This is a genomic window from Amycolatopsis magusensis (assembly GCF_017875555.1).
GTDB lineage: Bacteria > Actinomycetota > Actinomycetes > Mycobacteriales > Pseudonocardiaceae > Amycolatopsis > Amycolatopsis magusensis.
In genome coordinates this window covers 9,036,847-9,059,661 of sequence record NZ_JAGGMS010000001.1, presented here as the reverse complement: position 1 = coordinate 9,059,661, position 22,815 = coordinate 9,036,847, and the positions used below count along the sequence as shown (strand labels likewise).

Here is a 22,815-nt window from a genome sequence, read left to right as displayed (position 1 = left end):
GGTGCCGGCGAGGTGCCGGGCGGTCTGGTTGAGGCGGGCGATCTCGCCGAACCCACGGTGCGTGGTGGCCAGTTCGTCGTGGGCGCTGGCCTGGTGTGCGAACTCGGCGGCGCGCTCGTAGTCGGCCTGGCAGGTCGGCCATCTACTGCCTGTTTCAGCAAGACTTGAAAAGGTGCCCGGGTTCTTGACCTCACGATGGTGGCACTGTTTAAGATGTCGAGCGCCTCGACGAGGTATCAGCTTAGCGATCAGGAGTATGTGAACTTGAAGCGTGTTTTGAAGAATCTGGTGATCGGAACGGGAGTCGCCGCGGCGATGACCCTCTCGCTGGGTGGCGCGGCAAGCGCGAAAGAGGCTGGCGACTACTACGGCCCGTTCGTCACCGAAGGGGAGTGCGAGAGCGCCAGGATTCTGTTCAACTACAGCGACCCTTGCTTCTGGTCGCTCAGCAACAACGGCAGCTGGTGGTTCTACGGCGGTTTCTAAACGCCTCTGGAGTACACGAAGACCCCTTCTCTTCGGATGAGCCGAGAGGAGGGGTCTTCTCTATTGACGAACCATGCTGAAGTTTGTTCGGGAGACGGGTGCCGTGATTGGGTTTCCGGCGGGCGCCGGGCGGGCCGCCGACTCCGGTGGCGACCTCGCCGCGCCTCAGGCGGTCGTGCCCGCCGGGCCCTTGGGGGTCTCCGGCCCGTGGGCGTCAAGTCGTTCCTGGGTGTAGGCGACCAGTGCTTCACGGGCGGTGATGCTCCCGAACAGGGCTCGCTCGGTTTCCGTGCGCAGCTCGTCCGGGATCGGCGGCCCTCCTTCGCGCATTGCCGCACCAGGCTGGAAGCCTCCATCAGCTTTCCGACCAGATCGGTGGCGTTGACCCCGGTGTCCTTGCTGTCCATCGCGGCCAGTACACCGTGCAGGGGCGTCGTGCCCGGCACCGGGCGCATCAGGAATCCGGCTTCTCTCGCATGGGCGAACCAGAGTCCGTCGAGCAACGCCTCGTCGAACGCCGAGTTCAACGCGGCGTGCACGCCGTCGAGACCGCTCCCGAAGTCATCGAGGCCGACCGCCCCGCCGTCGGCGATCGTCATGAAGGTCTTGGTCAGGAACTCCTGGAAATCCCTGGTCGTGGCTCTCACCTTGATCAGGCGCCGGGTCATGGCCTCACGGTTGCGATCGTTGTGTGTGTTGCCCCGCCTGTGGGCGTTTTATTCGGCGTTGTCGCTGTAGCGCAACTGATAGCGGTGGGCGCCTTTGATCAGGACGGAGGCTTCCACCGGGCGCTGGTCATCGGTGTGGATGACGCGGAACTGGCGGATGACGGGTACGGAGGCCGGGAGGTCGAGCAGGGTGACCTCGTTGCTGGTAGGCGCTCGTGCGGTGATGAGATCGGTGAAAGTGCGCTGGGGCAAACCGAGATCGGTGAGGATTTGCGGTGCGCCGCCGGGGATCTTGGCGGGGCGGGCGAGCGCGGTGCCGGTGGCGATGTCGGCGGGATAGTACGAATAGGACAGTTCGACCGGCTCGCCGTCACGCAGCAGTAGTCGCTGGCGCAGCACCGCGGTTCCGGTGTTGTCGAGACCGAGGCCGGCCGCGACGTCGGCCGGCGGGCGGGCCTGTTCCACTGCCAGCAGTTCGTAGTTGATCTGGCCGGGGGCGACGTAGGCGGCTGCGGAGATGGTGAGGGCGGGTTGGTCGCGGACGTAGACGCCCTTGCCGACGCGGCTGTCGAGGAAGCCTTCGTCTTTGAGAGCGCTGAGGGCGCGCTGGACGGTGGCGTTGGCCGCGTCGTAGGTGGCCATGAGTTGCGCGGTGGAGGGGAGTTGGGTGCCAGGGGCGAGGTCGCCGGAGATGATCCGGGCGCGGAGTTCGGCGGCGATCTGGCTGTGGCGGGGGCGGGTGTCACGGGTGCGGGGCATGGCTGACTCCTTCCGGATTAGAGGGTCAGCTGGTAGCGCAGGCGCCGGTTGTCGGCGGTCATGGTCATGACACTGGCTTCGACGGGTTGCTCGCCGTCGGTGAGCAGGACCCGGGACAGTTGCAGTACGCAAGCCGGCTCCGGTAGTTCGAGGGCGGTCTGCTCGGCGGGGGTGGCCAGGCGGGCGGTGACGTCTTCACGCACCGACCGCGGCGGGAACCCGAGCCGGTTGAGCAGGGCCACGGCGCCGCCTTTGATCTTGCGGTGCTCGGCGAGCGCGGTGCCTGCGGCGAGGGTGGCGGGGTAGTAGGAGTCGGTCAGCTCGACGGGGCGCTCTCCCAGCAGCATGACCCGCCGTCGCACCACCACCGGCGCGCCGGCCGGTAGGCCGAGAGCGTCGGCGACGGCGCCGGGTGCGGCGAGTTCGGTCACCTCGGTCAGCTTCTGGGTGCCGGTCTGTCCGTGTTCCTCGGCTTCGGCGCCCCAGGCGTCGGCCGGATTCCCGCTGAGGTAGGGCAGGGACACGCTGGTCCAGGGGGCTTCGGCCACGGGTGATCCGCCTCCGTTCGGGCCTGCGGGTGCATCGATGTCGACCTTAATCGTCAGGTAGTAAGGCGGACACTTCGCTATCCTTGTCGCCTTACTTGAAACGCAGTATGGTTGCGAATGTGGATTCGCGGTGACGGTGCCCGTGTGATCGCCGATCTCAGGTCCACAGGGAGGTGAGAGGCATCGATTGGTCCGAGACCCGAGTCAGAGGCTCGCCGGTGAGCGAGCCACACTCGTCATCTTGTTCACTGCCGCACCCCAGGGGTTGACCGTGTCGAACTCGATCATGATGCTCGACCACCCGGCGTGGCTGGGTGGCCCCGACGGCCGTGCGCGCAGGGTGGTCCGCTCGGCTGGCGCGGTGTGGTCGGTGGTCTGCAAACCCGAGGGCCGTGCGCATGCGATCGACGTTGACCGCCTCGCAGGCGATCCCGGTACAGCACCCGTGGTCGACGTGATCGACCCGGCTGCGCTGACTGGTGACGACGTGGTGTGCGGGCTGCTGCGGGCGGAAGGTCCGGTGGCGCGCCTGCGGAATCCGGATGTCTGGGACGCGCTGGGCACGTCGGTGATCCGTCAGGTCATCCGCGCCGGCCAGGCCCGGTTGCTCTACCGCCGTTTCTGCCAGGCCCACGGCGAGCGCTACGAGACCACCGCCGGTCCGGCATGGCTCTTTCCTGACCCCGACGTGGTCCTGGCCCTGTCCGATGACGAGTTCGCCGCTCTCGGCATGAAGTTCTTCCGCCGCGGACTGAGAGCCGCCGCCGAGGCGAGCCTCAAGTTCGCCGACGAATGGACGGGGATGCCCGGCACCCGGTTGGTCGCAGAGGTGCAAAGTGTGTCCCGGATCGGCCCGTGGACAGCCGGAGCCACCGTCGCCGATGTCACCAACGACTTCAGCTTTTACCCCTTCGCCGACCTCGCCGTGCGCACCTGGGCCGGCACGCTCGCGCCCGCGGTGTCCTGGCCCGAGACCGAACGCGAATTCGGCCGGACCTGGCAGGCGATGGCCGGCACGCAGCTGTCCGAACGGACGCTGCTCACCCTCGCTTGGCGAGTCCGACATGCCACCGGAGTTGCCCTCTGACCTGATCACCGGCGCCGACCCACATCGGGAACTCGACGCCCTGTTCGTCAACGCGCCGCTGCGCGACTACGACGAGCGCCCGCGCGTGAACGACTTCACGCTCCCCGTGCTCGGCATGGCCTACATCGCCACCTACGCGGCGACCCGCGGTTTCAACGTCGGCGTGCTCGACGCCGAAGCCCACGGCCTCGGCATCGACCACACCGCCCGTCTGGTGAATGCGGCGGCGCCACGGTGGGCCGGGTTCAACCTGCTGGCCCCGACCTACGAGGTCAGCGCCCGCATCGCCGAACGCCTCGATCCGGCCATCAAGGTCCTGCTCGGCGGGCACCAGGCCAAAGCCATGCCCGCCGACATCCTGCTGGACCCACGCATGCACCGCTGCGCCACCCTGGTCATCGGCGAAGGCGAAACCCGGGTCGCCGCCCTGCTCGAGAACCACCTGCGCCGCAGCGAACTGCCCGGGGTGATGTGGCTCGACCCGATCCAGCGCATCCCGGTCACCGGCGGCATGGGAAACCAGGGGCACCACCTGGCCCCAGATATCAACGCGCTGCCGTTCGTCGACCGCCGCTACCTCGCTCAGGACCCGCACCACGACGCCGGGCGGCTCGAGGCGAACATGGTCGGCGCTCGCGGCTGCCCGTATGACTGCTCGTTCTGCGGCGCCGCGGTCTCGGCCAACCCCGACATCGCCATCCGCACCCGCCACCCGGACAACATCCTCGCCGAAATGCACGAACTCCGCAGAACTCGCGTGACCGCGTTCCGGTTCGTTGACGACCTATTCCTCGGTGCTCGCCGCCTCATCACCACCATGATGAAAGCCTTCACCGCCAACCAGGTCGGTGACTAGGCACGCTGGGACGCCACTGGCCGCATCAACGTGCTCCACCGCGCCGACGACGCCACGCTCGACACCCTCGCCGTGAACGGCCTCCGCGAAGTCGCGCTCGGCATCGAGTCCGGCAGCCAGCGCATGCTCACCCGCATCGACAAACGCATCACCCCTGCCATGACCCGCGCCGTCGTGCGCCGCCTCACCGAGCGCGGCATCAACGTCAAGGGCTACTTCATTCTCGGCTTCCCCAGCGAAACCCGCGCCGAGATGGACGCGACTGTCCGCCTCGTCCACGACCTGTGGGAGACCACCGAGACCCTGCCCGGCCGGTTCCGCGCCTCGGCCTTCGAATACCGCCCCTACCCCGGCACGCCGGACTGGCGCCGTCTGATGGCCACCGGCCACTACACCGCCGAGCAACTGCTCGACTACAGCGCCGTCGACCTCACCGCCGACGGCCTCGACGAGTCGATGCGCGAGCGCGACGAGTTCAACTTCTCGATCAATCTCCAGCTCAGCGACGCTTCCATCGACTACGTCCGCCGCCACCTCGTCAGCATCGCGCGCGCCCAGCACGAGCGAAAGGAGGCGGTCGCATGAGCGGATTGTTCGTCACCATCGACGGCCCGGCCGGGGTCGGCAAGACCACCACCGTCCGGCTGCTGGCCCAATGCCTGGCAGACCGCGGCTATCGGGTGTACGCCACGGCTGAACCCTCAGGCGGGCTACTCGGCGAGACCGCCCGCCACCACACCGAGACCTACCGCGGACACAGCCTCGCCTGTCTCGTCGCCGCTGACCGCTACCACCACCTGGCCACCGAGATCCGGCCACACCTCCACGCCGGGCACATCGTCATCTGCGACCGCTACGTCGCCTCTTCCTACGTGCTCCAGCGCATGGACGGCGTCCCACGCACGTTCGTCGAAGCGATCAACTCCGCCGCCGACCGGCCCGACCTCGCCATCGTCCTGCGAGCACCGTCGGCGATCGTCGCCGCGCGCGTCGCCGCCCGCGGGGCTCACAACCGCTTCCACGCCGGCCAGACCACCAGCGAACACGAAATCGCCCTCTACGAGGAAGCCGTCCAACGCCTCGCCGCCCGCCGCTACCCGATCCTCGCCATCGACACCGGCGACGCACCGCCGGGCGACATCGCCGACCACCTCGTCACCCGCATCGCCGACCTGAAGGACCATACCAGCCGAAACGTGGCCACGGCGTAACCTGCGAGGCGCCACCACCGCCGCCCCGTGAGGACCACGCCCGGATGCCCGACGGCCAGCACACCATCATCGACGCCCACGTCCTGCTCATCCGTGACGGCGAGGTGCTCCTCACCCGCCGCCGCGGCACCTACGGCGACGGCATGTGGCACCTACCCTCCGGCAAACTCGACCCCGGCGAATCCCTTCCCAACGCCGCCGTCCGCGAAGCCCACGAAGAAATCGGCGTCCACATCAACCCCGACGACCTCCACCACGTCCACACCCTCCACGTCACCGGCGCCGGCCAGACACCACGCCTCGGCATCTTCTTCGCCACCCACCACTGGACCGGCCAACCCCACAACCGCGAACCCGACAAATGCTCCGCCATCGCCTGGTTCCCCCTCGTCGCGCTTCCCGACGACGTGATCCCGTACCCCCTCGCCGGCATCCACGGCTACCTCCACGGGACGACCTTCGGAATCCACGGCTGGCCCCAGTCCGCGCACTATGCAACCCATCGATGATTCACGCCGACAGCGAAGCTCACCGAGGCGAATGGTGACCAGATGGGCGAGGGTTTCCGGTCGTAGTTGTCGGCACGATGGTCTCTGAGGCAGGACCGGGCGGATCCACAGTGGACTCCCGCCTGGATCACCCCGAGGGGGCCACGCTCAGGTCGACCACGCAGAACGGGTTGCCGTCCGGGTCGGCCAGTACGACGAAGTCCGGGTTCGGTGGGTAGCGGTCCCAGTCGAGCTCGGTCGCGCCCAACTCGATCAGCCGCCGGATCTCGGCCTCCTGCTCGGCCGTGGTGTCCACGACCAGGTCCAGGTGCAGCCGCGGGTAGCGCTCCACCGGCGACTCGCTGTACATCAGCCCGAGCGCGTGGCCCGAACCGTCGGCGTGGTCCAGCGTGCGCCAGGTGTCCTTGGCCCACTCCGGGTTCTCCACCAGGTTCAACGCCGCGGTCCAGAACGCGACGGCCCGCGGCACGTCCGTGACGCCGATGACGGGGAATCCCAGCCTGAGCACGTGACCTCCTGATTCTCGATGTAGACAAAACTGTAGTGCGCCGAAGCGGCTCAGGCCCGCGCGGACAGGTGCCAGGTGCGGGTGTGCTCGTACTGCTCCAGCAGCCGCGCGAAGATGCCGCCCGTCTTCCGCTGGTGGCCTGGTTTCGGCGGCCCGGCCACCATCGAGCGCGATCACGTGGCCAGGGTGGCGGGTCAGCGTGCTCGACCCGATCAGCGAAGTGGTCATCAGGGGGTCCCTCGTTAGGCTGCCCTGATCTTGTGGCTTCAAGTCGACTTGAGGTCAAATAGGCGGATGGACAAAGCGGGGGTGCGCATCGGCGAGGCCGCCGCGCTGTACGGCCTGGCGCCGTCGACGCTGCGCTGGTGGGAGGAGCAGGGGGTGCTGACCCCGCCGGCCCGCGCGGACGGCCGTCGCCACTACCGCGAGGAGGACCTGCGGCGCATCGGCCTGGCGTACCTGTGCTGTGTGACCGGGCGAATGCCGTTGTCGCAGGCAAGTGTCGCGACCTCGGGAACGGCGCCGAGTCCGGCGTGGCAGGCGACGATCACCGGTCAGGTCGAGCGCCTCGCCACGCAGATCGCCGAGCTGGAAGCCGCGCGTGCCTATCTGAGCCACCTGCTCCTCTGCGCCGACGACGATCCCTCGCAATGCCCCCACCTGGACGGCGAACTGAGCAGCCACACCCCACGTGGCCGCTTCCCCGATCCCCAGCTCACCGCTGCCGCCAGGAACGCCGCGGAATCTGGTTACGAAACCCCGCGGCGGCGTTACGAAAATCCCTCGGCGCCCCAGGCCCCACGCTGTGGCAGTTGCGCGAACCCTCTTCCCTTGAACCCGCGAGGCCGTCCGCGCACGTACTGTTCGTCCACCTGCCGGCAACGGGCCTACCGCGCTCGGTCGCCGCGTTCCGGCGACTGAACTATCGCGAGTAACGCCCTCGCTGTACCGGCCGACCAACTAGCAGGCCGATGAACGTGCGCAGAACGCCGGTGCGGCCGTGGCGAAAAGGAGTTCGGCATGATCGTCCGGCCGCAACGAATTGCGGTATTGCTCCTGGTGCTCGCCTGCGCCGGTGTTTCGGCGCCGGCGCACGCTTCGCCGCACGTGGTGTCCATCGCCAAGGCCCGAAGCTTGCCGCTGAACACGGTTGTCACGATCGACGGCACCGCCACGACCCCGTCGGGCGCCTTCGAATCCAGTTTCTTCGACAAGGGTTTCGCCATCCAGGACCACCGCGCCGGGATTTACATCAGTGCTGCGGAGGACCTGAACATCGCGCCCCGCGACAGGATCCGGGTGACCGGCACGCTGCGCGACAGCTACGGCCTGCGCATCCTGGTCCCGGACGCGATCCACTTGCACGGCAAAGGCCCCAAGATCCAGCCGAAGCCGCTCGCCACCGGGGCGGTCAGCGAGGCCACGGAGGGACTGCTGGTGCGCGTGACCGCCACGATCACGCGGGCACCGGAGTCGGACCTGCCCTACGGCTACAAGTTCTTCGTCGACGACGGCTCCGGCGAACTCACCATTTTCGTCAACACCCAGACCGGCATCGACCTGACCGGCCTCACCGCCGGACGGGCCGCTCAGGTCACCGGTTTCAGCAGCCAGTTCGACACCCACTACGAAATTGACCCTCGATTCCCAGCCGATGTCACCCTGCGGCACCGGTGATGCGCGAAGTAGCCACCGCGGGAAGCCGGAGCCAGACCCGGCGTGGCCTGGATTCCTGGCCCGCACCCTCTCGACCCGGAGTTGTTTCACCGCGCTATTGCCCGGTCACGGCCCGGAGGAGAAGGATCGGGGCCTTCGACGGAGCACTGGGAGAGGCAACGCATGGACACGACCGCGTATTTGGATGCTGTGGTGGAACAGACGAGCACGCTCGCCGAGTGGGTGGACGGCGGGGACGCGGCGGCCCCGGTGCCGACGTGTCCTAAGTGGACCCTGACCGACCTGGTCGACCACGTCGGCGCGACGCAGCGCATGGTGACGATGCTCGTGGGCGAGCGGATGACCGACCCGAGCGCGGCGTTCGCTGGCTACACCGCGCCCCCGGCCGATTCGGCCGAGTGGCGCGCCTGGCTGAACGATGGCGCGGCGGAGGCGAAGCAGGCCTTCGAATCCGTCGCCGACGACACGCCGGTGTGGGATCCGTCCGGTGCCGACGCGGGCGTGCGGTTCTGGTCGCGCCGGCTGTTCGGCGAGATCTCCGTGCACCGCGCGGACGCGGCCGCGACGCTCGACAAGTCCTACGAACTGGCGCCGGAGCCCGCCGTCGCGGCCATCGAGGACTGGCTGGACACGCTGACTTCCCGTGGCTACTGGGAAAACCGGCCGGACTTCGCCAATGCGCTGCGCGGCAGCGGCCAGACCCTGCACTTCCACGCGACCGACGCGCCAGGGGAGTGGCTGGCGCGCCGGGAACCGGACATGGTCGCACTGGAGCGCACGCACGCCGAGGCGGACGTCACGGTCCGCGGCCCGGCCGCCGACCTCCTGCTCGTGCTCAGCCGTCGCCGCCCGCTGGGCGCGGTCACCACACTGGAAATCCAGGGGGAGCGGGCTCTGCTCGACCTTTGGATCGAGCACATGAACTGGGTCACCGACGCCTGAGCTCTTGACCTGGCCCCGAGGGCATGGGCTGGGGTGGTCCGGTAGCCACTGGACCCAGGTGTTCGGAGACTGACCATGAAACGAAAACGTCGCAGCAGGCTGGTTCTGCTGACCGTGCTCGGACTCGGCGCCTCGCTGGCCGCGCCGGCGATGGCCGCCGAGTCCGTCGAGCAGGTGGAGTGGGGCGCGTGCCCGGCGGACGTCGTGGCCGGGGCCGCCCCGCACCAGCTGCAGTGCGCCACCGTGCCGGTGCCGCTGGACTACGCCGATCCCGGCGGTACCCGGATCGACCTGATGATCTCCCGGCTCGCCAGCCCGAACCCGGAGAAGCGGCGCGGCGTGCTGATGCTCAACCCGGGCGGTCCCGGCGGGTCGGGATTGACGCTGTCCGCGCTGTTGATGTCCAAGGGACTGCCTGCGAGTGTCGCCGAAAGCTACGACGTGATCGGCATGGACACCCGCGGCGTCGGGCACTCGTCGCCGGTGAGCTGCGGCTTCACCACCACCGGGCCCTACGTGGCCAACATCCCGCCGTACGCGGTCGACGACGCGGCGGTCACCGCGCAGGCGAAGGTGGCCCAGGAGGTGGCGGAGCAGTGCGCGGCGAACGACCGCGACGGCCGGCTGCGGCACCTGACCACCGCGAACATCGCCCGCGACCTGGACCGGATCCGGGTCGCGCTCGGTGAGGAGAAGGCCAGCTTCCTCGGCTACTCCTACGGTTCGGCGTTGGGCGCCGCGTACGCCTCGATGTTCCCGGAGCGCTCGGACCGGATCGTGCTCGACAGCAACATCGGCGACACCCACCTCGACCGCGACGGCCTGCGCCGGTACGCGCTGGGCATGGAGCAGACGTTCCCGGACTTCGCGAAGTGGGTGGCCCAGCGGCACGACGCGTACGGTCTGGGCCGTACGCCGGAAGAGGTGCGCCAGACCTACTTCGAGATCGCGGGACGGCTCGACGAGCAGCCGGTGGACGGGCTCGATGGCGCTTTGTTCCGGCTCAGTACGTTCGGGGGTCTCTTCGGTGAGACGGTGTACGGGCGGACGGCGCAGCTCTGGCAGGCGATGCGCGACTCCGCCCCGGCGAAGGCCGCACTCGTCGGCGACCAGCTGTCGCCCGCGGACAATTCGCTGTCGGTATTTCTCAGCGTGACCTGCAACGACGTCGAATGGCCCGAAGACGTCGACACCTACCGGCGTGGCGTGGCCGAAGACCGCGAGCGCTACCCGCTCTACGGCGCGGCCACCGCGAACATCCTGCCCTGCGCCTACTGGTCGCACGAGCCGGCCGAGCCGCCGGTGGCGATCAACGACGAAGGACCGGAGAACGTTTTGATCGTGCAAAACCACCGTGACGCACCCACGCCCCACCGCGGCGGCGAACTGCTGCGGCAGAAGTTCGCTGATCGGTCCCGGATGGTCAGCGTCGATGGCAGCGGGCACGGCGTCTACGTCCTGGGCGGCAACGCGTGCGCGCTGAACGTGACCACGAGTTTCCTGGTCGACGGGAAGCTGCCGGCGCAGGATCGGGTCTGCGGGGCGGCAGCGGGATAGTTCCACCCGGCCGAGTGACAGCCGCGACCCGGACAGCCCTATCCACGGTGTGCTGCTGGGCCGATGCTGTGTCCGGCCGGGTGTTTTCCCACGTTCACGGAGGAAATCGTGCCGCTCAGCGAGCTGCTCAGGGCGAAGATCAACCACGGGTTCGACTACCTCGACGTCGACGGGGACGGTCTGCTCACCGAGCAGGACCACGTCCTGATGGGCCGCCGGGCGGCGGAAGCGCTGGGGCACGCGGCGGGTTCGGCGGAGGAGCGGCGCATCCTGGACGCCTACCTCCGCATCTGGCACGACCTGCACCGACCCCACATCCCCGGCGGCGGGGAGGCGATCACGCGTGAGCAGTTCGTGACCTCCACCGGTTCCTTGGCCGATGATCCGGAATCCGCGCGCAAGACCGTGGGCGCGCTGGCGGAGGCTTTCCTGTCCATCGCGGACACCGACGTCGACGGTCGCGTGAGCCCGGCCGAGTTCCGGAAGTTCCAGCAGGGGCACTTCCCAGGCCTGACGGAAACGGAGACGGCCGAGGCGTTCGACCACCTCGACACCGACGGGGACGGCCAGCTCACGGCGGAAGAATTCGTCCGAGCCTGCGTGGACTACTGGACGAGCACAGACCCGGACTCCCCGGCCAACTGGTGGACCGGCTGGCCCATGAGCTGACTCCGCTGCTGTACCGGCCTCGGAAACAATACGAACGGTCGTACGTGAACCATGTTCGGAGTGACTCGAGCCGGGTTCCCATACGACCGTTCGTATTTATTGGGCGGTCACGGGGGTCAGCACCTCAGATAAACAATACGAACGGTCGTATGGAGGCCTGTGCCCAGGCCGATCCCTGCGGATTCCTGTACGACCGTTCGTGTTGTTGGATGCGGTTGTGGCGGGGAATTGGATCGGTCTAATCGCTCGTCGTCACTCGTTCGGGCTGGTGGCGTGGTTTGCCATGATCGGCGTTCGGTTATTCCTTCGCGTGCTGAGAGGAGGAACGCCGTGGTCGAATATCAGATCGGGCGCCCGCTGAGCAGGGAACTGCGTTCCCGCCACGCCGCGTCCCTGCGGACCGAGCGGTCGGCCAGGATCCGTGCCTGGCTCGCCGGGCACCAGGCGGCGGCCATGCTCGTGGCCGCGACGTTGGCCGCGCTGGCGGGATGGGGACTGGCGGCCACACGTGACGGGGCGAACGCCCAGGACCTCGTCTTCTGGGAACTGATCCTCGTACCGGCCGCAGTGCTGGCCACCTGGTACTTCCTCGCCCGCATCCGGCGCCGCGGCTCCGTTTGATCGTTCGAAGGGGCTCTTCACCGCGGTGAAGAGCCCCTTCGAATCACGGAACGGGTCAGCAGTACAGGTTGGTGCCGGGGCTCACGCCGAGGATGCCGGTGAACTGCTGGTACTTGGTCACGCGGCTCTGCACCTGGGCGGGGTTGCCACCGTTGCACTCGATGCTGCCGTTGATGCTGCGGATGGTCTCGCCGAAGCCGCGGCTGTTGACCATCGCGTTGTGCGGGGTCATCGTGCCGGGGCCGTTCTGGGTCATCCAGTACCAGATGCCGGTCTTCCAGGCGACCGCCGCGTCGTTCTGCACCAGCCACGGGTTGGTCAGCAGCGGCAGGCCCAGTGCGTCACCGGCGGCCTTGTAGTTGAAGTTCCAGCTCAGCTGGATCGGGCCGCGGCCGTAGTAGGCAGCGTTGCCGGCCGGGCAGCCGTACGACTGGCTCGTGTCGCAGTAGTGCGGGTAGTTGGCCTGGTTCTGCTCGACGATGTGGACGAGCCCGCCGGTCTCGTGGCTGACGTTCGCGAGGAAGGCCGCGGCCTCCTGCTTCTTGATCGTGTCGTTACCCGTGCCCGCGAAGGCCGGGTATGCGCTCAGTGCGGTGACCAGGCCGTTGTAGGTGTAGAAGGGGTTCCGGTTCGGGAACATCTGGTTGAACTGGGCCTGGCTGACCACGAAGCCGGACGGGTCCGGGTCGGAGCCGCCACCGCAGGTGCCCTGGTCTGCCCAGACCTGCGCGCTGCCCGGGGTTTCGTTCTGCGTCCACCACTTCGCGGACCAGTTGTGCCCGTTGTGGGAGGCGGTGTCGCCGTTCCAGTAGACCGAACTCGCGTTCCACGGGGTCACGCAGGCCGCCGCCGAAGCGGACTGGGCCGGGACGACCACGGCGATCGCGGTAACGGCGAAGGTGGCGGCGACGGCCGCGAGAAGACGTCTTAGCGACATCGATGGCTCCTTCGTGCGGGGGGACCGGATAAGGAGGGAGATTGGTCTATACCTCCAGGGGTATGGCTCACAGGTATAGACCATTGCGGGCGAGAAACCAACAGAACGTCGACGGAACTGCCTGTACGGCCCTGCGGTGACAGCTGAACGGCCTAACCCGCGCGTCACCCGGTTAGGGTCGGCATCGTGAGCCTGCCCGACTATTGGCTGCACCGGCCGGTCGTGCCGACGACGGCCGCGTTGCGCGAGCAGTTCGACGAGTTGCTGGACGGAGCGCTCGCGGCCGGGCCCGACCGGCCCATCGACTACCGCGTCGACGCGCCGAAATGGCAGTTCCTCTGCCATGCCGCCGACCGCGCGGACTTCGTGCTGCACGGCTCAGGTGATCCCGGCATCACCGAGTTCGTGCCACGCCGGCCGCCGGACCTCACCGACTTCGGCAGCAGGCTCGCGGTGTTCGCCGCGGCTGACGGCATCTGGCCGATGTTCTACGCGATCCTGGACCGCACCGGCACACCCGTGTCGATGTGCAACGGGTGTGTGCGGGTCGGCGAACAGGCGCGATACCACTTCTCGATCAGTTCACCCGCACTGCAGCGGCGGCCGTGGCGAACCGGGACGGTGTATCTGCTGCCTGCCACCACGTTCGAGTCGGAGCCCGTCACGGGCGAGATCCGATCGGCCCAGGCGGCGAGCCCGGTACCCGTGCGGCCGGTCGCCAAGCTCACCGTCCATCCGGAGGACTTCCCTTTCCTGCACGACGTCCACGGCCATCACGACGCGGAGCTGCTCGCCAGGGCCGCCGCTGACCCGGACGGCTTTCCGTGGCACGAGCCGTGAGCTGTCCTCGACAACTGGACACGTTGGCGCCGCCGCCTGTTCCGAGTTGTTTTGGGTGCCGGGCACCGAATCCAGCTGACGGCGGCACTCGACTGGTGCCCGGCTACCTCGGAACGATCAGGGACGGCCGTCGTCGGTGTTGATCACGTCGCTGGCGCAGTTGTCCGGGGTCTGACCTTCGGCAGAGTTCACGCCGGCGGGCAACAGCGGGACATCGATGCCATTCGCGACATCGTGCACCGGGACCTGGACGATCAGCACGTTGATGTTCTGGCCGCAGAAACCGACGGCACCCCGGACATCGTGCAGGACGTCGACGTTGTTCGCGTTGACCAAACCGTCGTTGGTGTCGTCGAAGGTGCGGGCGGTTTCCCCGTCCGCGGCGGCGGCCACACCGCCGAACACGACAACGCTCGCGGCCACGGTACCGGCGACGGCACCGATCTTCTTCAGCACGAAAGACTCCCGAACTCAAGGAAAGGTGTGATCGACTCCGCGCGGTGAACGGACGCACCGGGCGCGGAGGCTGAAACCTATCGGGAGGGGCGGGGCCGGGGCGAGGAGGTTACCCCTTTCGATACCGCGCCCGAGCCGCCGAACTGGGAAACTCCGACTCGATCAGGTGTCGAGGCGCCAGCAGAACTCAGACGGATCTGAGGCCGACTCCGCCCGATGGGGCGCGCGGCGAGTGTGCGGTTCGGGTGCCTGAATATGGGAATCGGCTGCCTGAACGTGGGGCTCAGGCTTCTGAACGTGGGGTTCGGCTGCCTGAGTGTGAGGTTCAGCTGGCTGAACGTGGGACTCAGGCGTCTGAACGTGGGACTCGGGTGCCTGAACGTGGGGTTCGGGTGCTTGAACGTGGGGTTCGGGTGCTTGAACGTGGGGTTCGGGGGCCTGAACGTGGGGTTCGGGTGGTGTGGGTGGGGGAGCTTGGTGGGGTTAGGCATCTGGTGCTGGGAGGCTTTCGGGGGTGGTTAGGCAGAACGGGTGGCCTGCTGGATCGGTGTACACGCGGTAGCCGATGGGTTTGCCGGAACCGTCGAGGAGGTGCCCGCCCAGGGCGAGCACCTCCTGTTCGGCGACATCCAGGTCGTCCACGAGAAGATCGAAGTGCAGTTGCTGCGCCGGGTCGCCGCTCACCCAGTCCGGGCGGACGTACTTTTCACTGCGCTGCAGGGAGATGTCCGGCTGACCTGGGCCCAGTGAGAGCAGCACGCAGTCCGCGTCATCCCTGGTTCGCTTCGCCGCCAGGAGTGCCTCGTAGAAGGGCGCGAGTGCCTGGGGGTCAGGGCAGTCCACCACGACAGCGGCGAGTTTCGCGGGCATCGCCCCAGTTTGCCAGGTGCTACCGGGACGGCCGGAGGAATCTCGGCGCGGTGTATCGGGTGAACGACGGCGAAACCGCCTTCGTTTCCTGGGTGAACAGGTCCATCACCTGGTGATCGTCCGGGCCGAAGGCGCCCACCGCGGCGTTGAGCCCGGCTGGGTCGACGCCCGACCAGCGGCCGGTGTTCACCCGCGCCAGCAACGCTTGCAGCGACACGATTTCTTCCGCCGCGCTGTACGAACAGTGGCCGCCGCGGGACAGGAACGCCGAGCGCAACCGGTCCGGATCGCCGTGTCGCCGGACCTGCTCGGCGTACCAGCGCACCTGGTCGGGCACCGCGCCGCCGTCGCCGGTGGTGTGCAGCGTCAGCACGGGCGACGGGGTGCTGCCGCGGACCACGGTGTGCCGGTACATGTACGCCAGCGCGCCGGGGTCGGGCGCGATCCGCGGGGCCTTCGCCAGCCGGTCTAGGTCGGCCTCGAGGTTCGCCCCGGGTGCCGTCCGGTAGGCCTGCACGGCCAGATCCCGCTGGGCCGACTGGGCGAGCAGCCGCCGGTAGTCGATGCCCACGTTCCCGGAGGGGTTCCCGCCGGCCCGGCGCTCCAAGTCCTCACGGCCGACCGGGCCGATCCCATAGACGTAGGCGGTGTTCACCCAGGCCAGTTGCTGGCTGAGCCGGTCGGCCAGGTCGGTGGGCGCCGGCTGGTGCGTGGTGCTCCAGCCCGGGATGTTCGCGAGGGCACCGGCCAGCGCGAGCCGGGCCCGGCCCTGTTCTGACTTCTGCGCTTCCGCGATGACCTCAAGCAGCCGGTCCCGGCTGGCTTCCGCGTCACGGGGCTTCACCAGGTCGATGTCGGCGCCGGGCGCCAGTAGCTCCTTGATCGCGAAGGTGATGTCCAGCCCGCTGTTCCACGTGCCGTTGCCGTCGTACTCACCGCAGGTGGCGAGGACCCCGGCGAAGCGCTTCGGGTGGCGTTCGGCGAGCCCGAGGGAAACCAGTGCTCCCATTGACATACCGCTGGTGACGGTCTGGCGTGGACGTCCGATGTGGACCTCGAACCAGTCGAGCACCGCCATCTGGTCCCGCAGTGCGTCTTCGACCGCGTAGCCGACCAGGCCTTTGTAGTTGGACGCGGCCAGCGCGTAGCCGTGGTCGAGCAGCCACTGCTCGGTCCGCGGATGGGTGGCCAGCATGACCTGCCCGGGCTCGGGCGGGTATTCGGCCAGGTAGTAGCCGTGACTGAACAGCACCAGCGTGCCGTTCCAGCGCGCGGGCACTTTGACCCGGAACTCCGTGCCGTTGATCGTGTCGTGGTGGTCGCGGGTGCCTTCGGCGGCGCCACCGGTGGCGCCGCCGGTCAGCGAACCGGCCAGGAGCAGGACGACGAGCACCACGGCACGCCTGAGGGCCACGATTCGAGCTTTCATACCGCGAGAATAGGTGACCGAAAGGTCACATGTCAATCAGGCGAACATCTCGGCCAGCAGCTCGGGCCCGATGGGGATGGGCGCCGGTCGGTAGGCGGGCGGGCGGGTGCCCATCAGCTCCCGCACCAGGAAGTCCCAGCAGCGCGTGCGGACGTAGGCCAGGCAGTCGATGAACGTGTGCTCGGCCCCGGGCACGATGAGCAGCTCGAACTCCTTGTTCGCGGCGACGAGCCGGTCGGCCAGCCGCAGCGTCTGGTGTGGGTGGACCTGGTCGTCCAGCTCGCCATGAACCAGCAGCAGCTTGCCGGTCAGCCGGTCCGCTATGTCCACATTGGATGTGCGGGCCCAGGCGTCGCGGTTGTCCGCGCCGTCGTAGGTCTCGATGAAGCCCGGGTTGAAGAAGGGGGCGTCGTGCGAGCCGGAGAGGGCGACCCCCGCCCGGTACACCTCCGGGAAGTCCAGCATCGCCCGCGCCGTGGCGAACCCGCCGCCGGAGTGGCCGAACGCGGCCAACCGGTCCAGGTCGAGCCACGGCCGGGTCTCGGCCAGCTGCCGCAGCGCGGCGACGTGGTCGGCCAGGCTGCCCGCGTCGGCCAGGTTGCCGTAGGAGGCGTCGTGGAAAGCCTTGCTCCGCCCGGGTGTGCCTCGCCCGTCGACCGCGATCACCGCAAAACCCAGCGCTGCCAAAGGTTCCGCGTCGAGACCCAGGCCGCCGGGGTCGAAGCCGGGGGAGACCCGTTCGACCTGCGGGCCGGGGTAGAGGGTGTCCACCACCGGATAACGCTGCTCGGGGTCGAATCCCCGCGGCCGGTACAGCACCCCGTAGATGTCGGTCACCCCGTCGGCGGCCTTGACGCGGAACCGTTCCGGCGGGGTCCAGCCGGTGGCGGTCAGCTTGCCGATGTCGGCGCGCTCCAGCTCGACCAGCACGCGGCCGGACCAGTCACGCACCACCGTCACCGGCGCCGTGTCCACAGTGGACGCCGAGTCCAGGAAGTACTCGTGGTGTCCCGGCATGATCACCACGTGGTCCAGTTCGTCGTCGGTGACCTTGGCGAAGCCGGAGCCGTCCAGGCCGACCCGGCACACCGTGCGGCTATACGGATCGGCGTCGACCAGCCCGGAAGCGGTGAAGTAGACCACCCGTTCCGCCTCGTCGACGTGCAGGATCTGCCGCACCGCCCACTGCCCGGAGGTGACCTGGCCGAGCAACTCCCCGGTGTGCAGGTCGTACCGGTACAGGTGGCCCCAGCCGTCGCGCTGCGAGTACCACAGCACCTCGCCGTCCAGCACCCGCACGATCGGCGGCTCGAACAGCCACTGGTTGGGCTCCACGCGGGTGTCCCCGGTCTCGCTGAGCACCGCGGTCACCTCGCCGGTGGCCGGGTCGAGGCGGTGCAGGGTGAGGGTGCGCAGGTCGCGGGGCTGCCCGAGGTAGTAGACCGCCGAGCTGTCCTCCGCCCACCACGCCCAGCGGAGCATGATCGGCGACACCTTCGTCGTGATCAGCGGCTCGGCCTGCGCGCGGACCACCTCGCCGTGGGCGACGTCCAGCACGACCAGTTCGGCCAGCGGCAGGTGCTCGTCGCCGGGATAGGCGTACCGCTGGGTGTGCAGGCGCGGCGCGCCACCGTCGGCGGGCCGGGCCTCCACGAGGTGCGTCTGCCGGACCTCGCGTTCGTCGATCCGGTGCGCCAGCACCTTCTTCGAGTCGGGCGACCAGGCCACCGCGGGCGGCAGGTGCGGCAGACCGATCTTGCGCAGCAGGGTGGCGTTGCTCGTCGAGCCGGGCCCGGGGCCGTACTCGTAGGCGGGCTCGCCGTCGGTGGTCAGCGCCCACTCGCGGCCGTCGGACCGCGAGTGCGCCCACAGGTCGTGCCCCCGCCGGGACACCGCGAACTTCTGGTCGGGCGAGGCCACCTCCAGCGGGTTGCCCGGCGGCGTGAACTCGGCCCGCTCGACGGAGTAGTCGTCCAGGCGGCAGCGCCAGTACTCGCCGAACGCGTCGAATTCCACGGTGTTCCCGGCCGGGTCGATGGCCATGAACGGCAGCGCTTCGGGGTCGACCTGCTGCCCGGTGACGCTGGTCAGCGCGGCGGCGAGCCGGTCGTGGTCGAAGGCGGGCTCGCGGGTGCCCGCCGCCGGGTCGGCCAGCACGAACCGCTTGCCGCCGCCGGTGGGCACCGCGTACCAGAAGCGGGTACCTCCGTCGATCCACTGTGGTCTGACCTTGTCGCCGGTGACGAGCTCACCGGGACGGGCCGGACGGCGCAGAAGTTGTTCGGCGGCTTGGTAGTCCGCTGTGGTGATCATGTTTTGTCGTGCTCCTTCGGGGGTTCAGAGGCTGCGGGCGGTGATGTCGCCGTAGGCCGTGGTGGCGCGGATGGTCAGTTCGGCGTCGCCGGTGTTCTTGAGCGAGTTGTGGATCCGGCCGGTGGGGGTGCCGGCGTCCAGGGACGCGGAAACCCCGGCGGCGGCGTCGACCGTCACGTCGCCCGCCTCGGTTCGCAGCACGAGCTCGCCGCGCACGGCCTCGGCGATCCGGATGTCGCCCTTGCCGGTGCTGATCTCCGCGGGCCCGGTGAGACGGCCGACCGAGACGTCACCGGCGTGGGAGGTGAGGCGGACGCTCGCGGCCTCGTCGAGCTTGACCTCGCCGTGCGAGCCCTCGAAGGCGACGTCGCCGAGCCGGCCGACGCCCCGGAAGTCGGCGCTCGCGGCCTTCGCCTCGACGCGGGACCCGGCGGGCAGCTGAACCGTCACCTCGATGGAGCCGGAGGCGCCGAGCAGCTGGTTCTTCGCCGAGGCCTCGATCCGCAGGACGCCGTCGCGGAATTCGACCGTGGTCTGCTCGGCCACCTTCACGTCGCGGCTCTTCGAGGCGTCGGCGGGCCGGACCTCGACGGCGGTGTCGGCCCGGTCGGCGGCGATGAACTGGACGCGGCCGGCGGGGATGTCGAGGACGGCGGTGATGGGGGCGGGGGATTCGAAGGTCTTCATGGTGTCCAGCTCCTGTGCTCGTTGTTTCTGATGTTGGAAACGCTACGTTGCGTTCATGGATCGGACAACGAGCTTGTTGCAGTGAATCCGCATAACTGCATGTCAAAGCGTTGAAATCATTGCAATGGATGTGAATCTAACGCAACATGGCCGCACCTGGCGTTGCAATGGAAGGTGAGTGAAAGCTATGCTGCGCGCACCACGGAGCACGGAGGAGATCGCGATGCCGGGAGGCAGGCTCACCCAGCAGGAACGCCAGCAGATCGCGCTGGGCCTGGCCGACGGCCTCGCCTACGCGGAGATCGCCCGGCGGCTCGACCGGCCCACTTCGACGATCACGCGTGAGGTGATGCGCAACGGCGGACCGACGGCGTATCGGGCGGATTTGGCGCACCACGCCACCGAGCGTCGCGCCCATCGGCACCGGCAGGCCGCGCCGCGCCGGGCTGGGGCGCCTCCGCGGGCGGATGGGCGTGACGCCGAGGCGGTGCGTGAATATGAGGAGACGTACACGACCCTGCTCATGCAGTCGGGTCTGCCCAAGATGATGGCCCGGGTGCTGACCTGCCTCACCACGAGCGACTCGGCCAGCCTCACCGCGGTCGAACTCGTGCAGCGGCTCCAGGTCAGCCCGGCTTCGGTGTCCAAGGCGGTCGCGTTCCTCGAAAGCCAGGGGCTTCTCCGCCGGGAACGCGACGACCGCCGCCGCGAGCGGTACATCGTGGACAACGACGTCTGGTATCAGTCGATGGTCGCCAGCGCTCAATCGCACGCGCTGCTCGCCGAGACCGCGCGGCAGGGCGTCAACGTCCTCGGGTCCGGCACTCCGGCCGCCGTCCGCCTGGAGAACATCGCCCGCTTCATCGACTTCGTCGGCGAGAGCATCGCGCGCGCGGCAGAGCAGGCCCGGGACATCCTCCACGCGAAACCCGTGGACCGGAACTGAGCCGTGGCCGCCCGGATGTGCCGGCCGGCCACGGCCCGGCTACCTCACTGGCAGGCTTCGCAGTCGGGGTCGTCGATGCGGCAGGCGGCCCCATCGGTGAGCGGGAAGTCGAAGTCGTCGAGCACCGGTACGACCGGCGAGGTGGACGCTTCCTGCGGTGCGGCTGTGGTCATGTCACTCCCTTGCGTGCGAATGAGCTACACCACGGTGTAGCGCTGAAGATCGGCTGGCATTCCGTGACGCACGCCACTGCTCAGGGTGTCCCGCCGAATCCCCGGCGCGCAGGAAGCCGAACCCCACGCTCAGGAAGCCGAGTTCCACATTCAGGGCCTCAATCCCAGCCAAGTCGGAGAAGGCGAATGCTATGAGTGGGGCATTACTTGCGTTCAATGCAAGTAATGCCCCACTCATAGCACTTGAAGGCTGGTGGCGGGTCGAGCGCTAGGCGGGGCGACTGTCCATTCGGGACGAGCGGCGTAGCAGGTGGTAGGCCACGGCCATCGCGAGTGCCGTGGCGACCACGACCCCGGTGAGGATCGGGTGCATGTCCTTGGACAGGCTCGGGGCGCGGTCGGGGCCGATCGCCCACAGGGCCAGCGGCGTGGCGTAGGCGGCGCCGAGGGCGGCAGCCCACCAGCGCAGTGGTCTCAGGTCCCGGTTGCGGAACGTGCCGATCAGCACGATCAGGACCGGGACGACGGCGACCATGGCGAACTGGCCGAGTACGAGCACAGCGACCGCCCAGGCCGAGATGACCACGGGCAAGGAACCGGGCCGGGGTGTGGTGGACATCGGGTTTTCCTTTCCGTGCGTGCGTCAGCAGGGGCTGGTCTCGGCGGCGGTCTTCAGGTCGGTCAGCCACTTTTCGAGGCCCTGACCGAGGTAGGCGACCGAGGTGGGCACATCGGCTTCGACCTGGGCGCCGGTCCAGGTCTCTTCGGTGCGGACCAGCACGCCGTCCTTGACCTGCTGGAAGTTCCAGACGTGCACGCCGTTGTCGATGCGCAGGCCCTCGCCGATCGCCGGGCCGCTCCAGCGCAGGCACTGGTCGCGCCGGACTTGGTGGACGCTCGAGGTGATCTCCAGCGTGGTCGCGGGGGTGGTGGCGGTGGGCGGCACCGGAGTGGTCCACTGGAACCGCGAGCCGGCGCGGAGTGGGCCGTGGTCCAGGCGCTCGCTGCTGGTGACCGCCGGCTGCCACGACGGCCAGCGCTCCACATCGGTCTGCAGTCTCCAGATGGTGCTCATCGGCGCGTTGATGACCGCCTCGGTGCGGTACCGGATTTTGGCGTCGGCATCGACGCCCTGTCCGCGGCAGGTCAGCGGCGCCGGGGCGGCGGCCTGGGCCGGGGTGCTGGTGAGCACGCCGAACAGGCTGGCGGCGGCCAGCGGGATCGCGATCAGGGCGGTGTGGCGGGACTTGCTGGCCATGGTGTTCTCCTCGTCAGTTAGCAGCTCTTTCTCTTGTTAGAAGCTATAATTCAATTTCAGTGAGTGTCAATAGCTATCGTGATAGGGTCTAACGGACTTCGAGGGAGTGAGCGATGGCGGACACCGGGGCGATGAGTTCGCGGGAGCGCTACCGGGCCCAGGTGCGCGCGGAGATCAAGCAGCAGGCGTGGGAACAGCTCGCCAAGGCGGGCGTCGCCGCGCTCTCGCTCAACGCGATCGCCAAGCACCTGGGTATGACCGGCCCGGGGCTGTACCGGTACTTCGCCAGCCGCGACGAGCTGATCACCGAACTGATCCGCGACGCCTACCGCAGCCTCGCCGACACCCTGCGGGCCGCCGCCGATTCCGGGGCGGATGTCGCCAGGCTGGCGCACGTCGTGCGGGAGTGGGCGGTGAGCGATCCGCACCGGTACTTCCTCATCTACGGCACGCCGCTGCCCGGCTACCACGCGCCCGCGGACACCACCGCGATCTCGTCGGAGATCATGACCACGGTGATCGACGCCTACGCGGAGGCGACTTCGGACAAGGCGGCCACCCCCTTCGAAGCCCACCTCGAATCCCATCGCGACTGGGCAGGCGAGCACCCGGCGTCCACCGCGACCCTGCGCCGCTTCCTGGCTTTCTGGACGCGGGTGCACGGCGTGCTCTCGCTGGAACTCGCCGGGCACTTCGCCGGGATGGGCTTCGATCCCGCCCAGCTCTTCGACGACGAAGTGGCCGATCTGCTGGCGCGTTAGTCCCGGGTTCCGTCTTCGTCGCGGAAACTGTCGGTGGGGCTGTTTAG

The 22,815-nt window shown here is 68.7% G+C and carries 28 protein-coding genes; 15 read left to right on the top strand and 13 right to left on the bottom strand.

All coding sequences use genetic code 11. The features are described 5' to 3' along the window. The first annotated feature begins 258 nt into the window (after window positions 1-258). On the top strand, window positions 259-486 hold the full coding sequence (locus JOM49_RS40830; protein ID WP_209669995.1) for a hypothetical protein: 228 nt from the start codon (window positions 259-261) through the stop codon (window positions 484-486). 165 nt (window positions 487-651) lie between these two features. Here JOM49_RS40830 and JOM49_RS40825 read toward each other — a convergent pair whose 3' ends face one another. The 3 genes from JOM49_RS40825 to JOM49_RS40815 all read right to left on the bottom strand — a co-directional run bounded on the left by JOM49_RS40825 (window position 652) and on the right by JOM49_RS40815 (window position 2,461). Next, entirely contained in the window at window positions 652-816 is a 165-nt protein-coding gene (locus JOM49_RS40825) for a hypothetical protein (RefSeq protein ID WP_209669993.1), read from the bottom strand. Window positions 817-1,202: 386 nt separating this feature from the next. Next, window positions 1,203-1,913 carry a GntR family transcriptional regulator gene (locus JOM49_RS40820; RefSeq protein WP_209669992.1) on the bottom strand — a complete coding sequence of 237 codons (711 nt, stop codon included), beginning with the start codon at window positions 1,911-1,913 and terminating at the stop codon, window positions 1,203-1,205. Between the two features lie 17 nt (window positions 1,914-1,930). Next, the gene (locus JOM49_RS40815; protein ID WP_209669990.1) at window positions 1,931-2,461 is read right to left on the bottom strand and encodes a GntR family transcriptional regulator; all 531 of its coding nucleotides are present in this window, start codon (window positions 2,459-2,461) and stop codon (window positions 1,931-1,933) included. A 241-nt stretch (window positions 2,462-2,702) separates the two neighbouring features. On the opposite strand from JOM49_RS40815, the gene JOM49_RS40810 reads away from it, so the two are divergent. The 5 genes from JOM49_RS40810 to JOM49_RS40790 are packed head-to-tail and all read left to right on the top strand — an operon-like array spanning window position 2,703 to window position 6,124. Further along, window positions 2,703-3,548, top strand: coding sequence for a DNA glycosylase family protein (locus JOM49_RS40810; RefSeq protein ID WP_245369640.1), 846 nt, complete (start codon window positions 2,703-2,705; stop codon window positions 3,546-3,548). Then, the gene (locus JOM49_RS40805) at window positions 3,526-4,404 is read left to right on the top strand and encodes a B12-binding domain-containing radical SAM protein (protein ID WP_209669988.1); all 879 of its coding nucleotides are present in this window, start codon (window positions 3,526-3,528) and stop codon (window positions 4,402-4,404) included. Before JOM49_RS40810 ends, JOM49_RS40805 begins: the two co-directional genes overlap by 23 nt. Window positions 4,405-4,434: 30 nt before the next feature. After that, complete coding sequence (locus JOM49_RS40800) at window positions 4,435-4,989, top strand: radical SAM protein (protein WP_209669986.1); 555 nt, start codon at window positions 4,435-4,437, stop codon at window positions 4,987-4,989. Next, on the top strand, window positions 4,986-5,615 hold the full coding sequence (gene tmk, locus JOM49_RS40795; protein ID WP_209669984.1) for a dTMP kinase: 630 nt from the start codon (window positions 4,986-4,988) through the stop codon (window positions 5,613-5,615). The genes JOM49_RS40800 and tmk overlap by 4 nt, the downstream gene beginning before the upstream one ends. A gap of 44 nt (window positions 5,616-5,659) precedes the next feature. Then, window positions 5,660-6,124, top strand: coding sequence for an NUDIX hydrolase (locus tag JOM49_RS40790; protein WP_209669982.1), 465 nt, complete (start codon window positions 5,660-5,662; stop codon window positions 6,122-6,124). 127 nt (window positions 6,125-6,251) lie between these two features. Here the strand turns inward: JOM49_RS40790 and JOM49_RS40785 are convergent, their stop codons facing one another. Further along, the gene (locus JOM49_RS40785; protein WP_209669980.1) at window positions 6,252-6,632 is read right to left on the bottom strand and encodes a VOC family protein; all 381 of its coding nucleotides are present in this window, start codon (window positions 6,630-6,632) and stop codon (window positions 6,252-6,254) included. Window positions 6,633-6,926: 294 nt separating this feature from the next. On the opposite strand from JOM49_RS40785, the gene JOM49_RS40780 reads away from it, so the two are divergent. The 6 genes from JOM49_RS40780 (at window position 6,927) to JOM49_RS40755 (ending at window position 12,098) form a co-directional block, all read left to right on the top strand. Next, window positions 6,927-7,553, top strand: coding sequence for a helix-turn-helix domain-containing protein (locus JOM49_RS40780; protein ID WP_209669978.1), 627 nt, complete (start codon window positions 6,927-6,929; stop codon window positions 7,551-7,553). 99 nt (window positions 7,554-7,652) lie between these two features. Further along, entirely contained in the window at window positions 7,653-8,309 is a 657-nt protein-coding gene (locus tag JOM49_RS40775) for a hypothetical protein (RefSeq protein ID WP_209669976.1), read from the top strand. A gap of 162 nt (window positions 8,310-8,471) precedes the next feature. Then, window positions 8,472-9,251 (top strand): maleylpyruvate isomerase family mycothiol-dependent enzyme, encoded by a 780-nt coding sequence (locus JOM49_RS40770; protein WP_209669974.1) that lies wholly within the window; start codon window positions 8,472-8,474, stop codon window positions 9,249-9,251. Between the two features lie 75 nt (window positions 9,252-9,326). Then, window positions 9,327-10,808: an alpha/beta hydrolase gene (locus tag JOM49_RS40765; RefSeq protein WP_245369639.1), complete on the top strand. Its 1,482-nt coding sequence runs from the start codon at window positions 9,327-9,329 to the stop codon at window positions 10,806-10,808. A 108-nt stretch (window positions 10,809-10,916) separates the two neighbouring features. Further along, window positions 10,917-11,477 (top strand): EF-hand domain-containing protein, encoded by a 561-nt coding sequence (locus JOM49_RS40760; protein WP_209669972.1) that lies wholly within the window; start codon window positions 10,917-10,919, stop codon window positions 11,475-11,477. 330 nt (window positions 11,478-11,807) lie between these two features. Then, window positions 11,808-12,098 (top strand): hypothetical protein, encoded by a 291-nt coding sequence (locus JOM49_RS40755; RefSeq protein ID WP_209669970.1) that lies wholly within the window; start codon window positions 11,808-11,810, stop codon window positions 12,096-12,098. Window positions 12,099-12,153: 55 nt separating this feature from the next. Here the strand turns inward: JOM49_RS40755 and JOM49_RS40750 are convergent, their stop codons facing one another. Further along, a complete protein-coding gene (locus JOM49_RS40750) occupies window positions 12,154-13,035 on the bottom strand; it encodes a glycoside hydrolase family 19 protein (RefSeq protein ID WP_209669968.1) in 882 nt (293 codons plus the stop codon). Window positions 13,036-13,221: 186 nt separating this feature from the next. On the opposite strand from JOM49_RS40750, the gene JOM49_RS40745 reads away from it, so the two are divergent. After that, window positions 13,222-13,875 carry a hypothetical protein gene (locus JOM49_RS40745; RefSeq protein WP_308159038.1) on the top strand — a complete coding sequence of 218 codons (654 nt, stop codon included), beginning with the start codon at window positions 13,222-13,224 and terminating at the stop codon, window positions 13,873-13,875. Between the two features lie 117 nt (window positions 13,876-13,992). Here JOM49_RS40745 and JOM49_RS40740 read toward each other — a convergent pair whose 3' ends face one another. From JOM49_RS40740 to JOM49_RS40720, 5 genes are all read right to left on the bottom strand, one after another. After that, window positions 13,993-14,331: a hypothetical protein gene (locus JOM49_RS40740; protein WP_209669966.1), complete on the bottom strand. Its 339-nt coding sequence runs from the start codon at window positions 14,329-14,331 to the stop codon at window positions 13,993-13,995. Window positions 14,332-14,814: 483 nt separating this feature from the next. Next, entirely contained in the window at window positions 14,815-15,201 is a 387-nt protein-coding gene (locus tag JOM49_RS40735; protein ID WP_209669964.1) for a VOC family protein, read from the bottom strand. 19 nt (window positions 15,202-15,220) lie between these two features. After that, window positions 15,221-16,630 (bottom strand): alpha/beta hydrolase, encoded by a 1,410-nt coding sequence (locus JOM49_RS40730; protein ID WP_245369638.1) that lies wholly within the window; start codon window positions 16,628-16,630, stop codon window positions 15,221-15,223. A gap of 36 nt (window positions 16,631-16,666) precedes the next feature. Then, window positions 16,667-18,943, bottom strand: coding sequence for a S9 family peptidase (locus tag JOM49_RS40725; protein WP_209669963.1), 2,277 nt, complete (start codon window positions 18,941-18,943; stop codon window positions 16,667-16,669). A gap of 24 nt (window positions 18,944-18,967) precedes the next feature. Continuing rightward, window positions 18,968-19,630: a DUF4097 family beta strand repeat-containing protein gene (locus JOM49_RS40720; RefSeq protein WP_209669961.1), complete on the bottom strand. Its 663-nt coding sequence runs from the start codon at window positions 19,628-19,630 to the stop codon at window positions 18,968-18,970. A gap of 223 nt (window positions 19,631-19,853) precedes the next feature. Between JOM49_RS40720 and JOM49_RS40715 the strand changes: the two genes are divergently transcribed. After that, window positions 19,854-20,576, top strand: a complete 723-nt coding sequence (locus JOM49_RS40715) for a helix-turn-helix domain-containing protein (RefSeq protein ID WP_209672230.1) — start codon at window positions 19,854-19,856, stop codon at window positions 20,574-20,576. Window positions 20,577-20,620: 44 nt separating this feature from the next. On the opposite strand, the gene JOM49_RS43985 is transcribed toward JOM49_RS40715, so the two are convergent. The 3 genes from JOM49_RS43985 to JOM49_RS40705 all read right to left on the bottom strand — a co-directional run bounded on the left by JOM49_RS43985 (window position 20,621) and on the right by JOM49_RS40705 (window position 22,007). Next, window positions 20,621-20,749, bottom strand: a complete 129-nt coding sequence (locus JOM49_RS43985) for a hypothetical protein (protein WP_281068347.1) — start codon at window positions 20,747-20,749, stop codon at window positions 20,621-20,623. Between the two features lie 268 nt (window positions 20,750-21,017). Continuing rightward, window positions 21,018-21,368 (bottom strand): hypothetical protein, encoded by a 351-nt coding sequence (locus tag JOM49_RS40710; RefSeq protein WP_209669959.1) that lies wholly within the window; start codon window positions 21,366-21,368, stop codon window positions 21,018-21,020. Between the two features lie 24 nt (window positions 21,369-21,392). Then, window positions 21,393-22,007 carry an SRPBCC family protein gene (locus JOM49_RS40705; RefSeq protein WP_209669957.1) on the bottom strand — a complete coding sequence of 205 codons (615 nt, stop codon included), beginning with the start codon at window positions 22,005-22,007 and terminating at the stop codon, window positions 21,393-21,395. 113 nt (window positions 22,008-22,120) lie between these two features. Between JOM49_RS40705 and JOM49_RS40700 the strand changes: the two genes are divergently transcribed. After that, window positions 22,121-22,768 carry a TetR/AcrR family transcriptional regulator gene (locus tag JOM49_RS40700; RefSeq protein WP_209669955.1) on the top strand — a complete coding sequence of 216 codons (648 nt, stop codon included), beginning with the start codon at window positions 22,121-22,123 and terminating at the stop codon, window positions 22,766-22,768. Window positions 22,769-22,815: the final 47 nt, after the last annotated feature.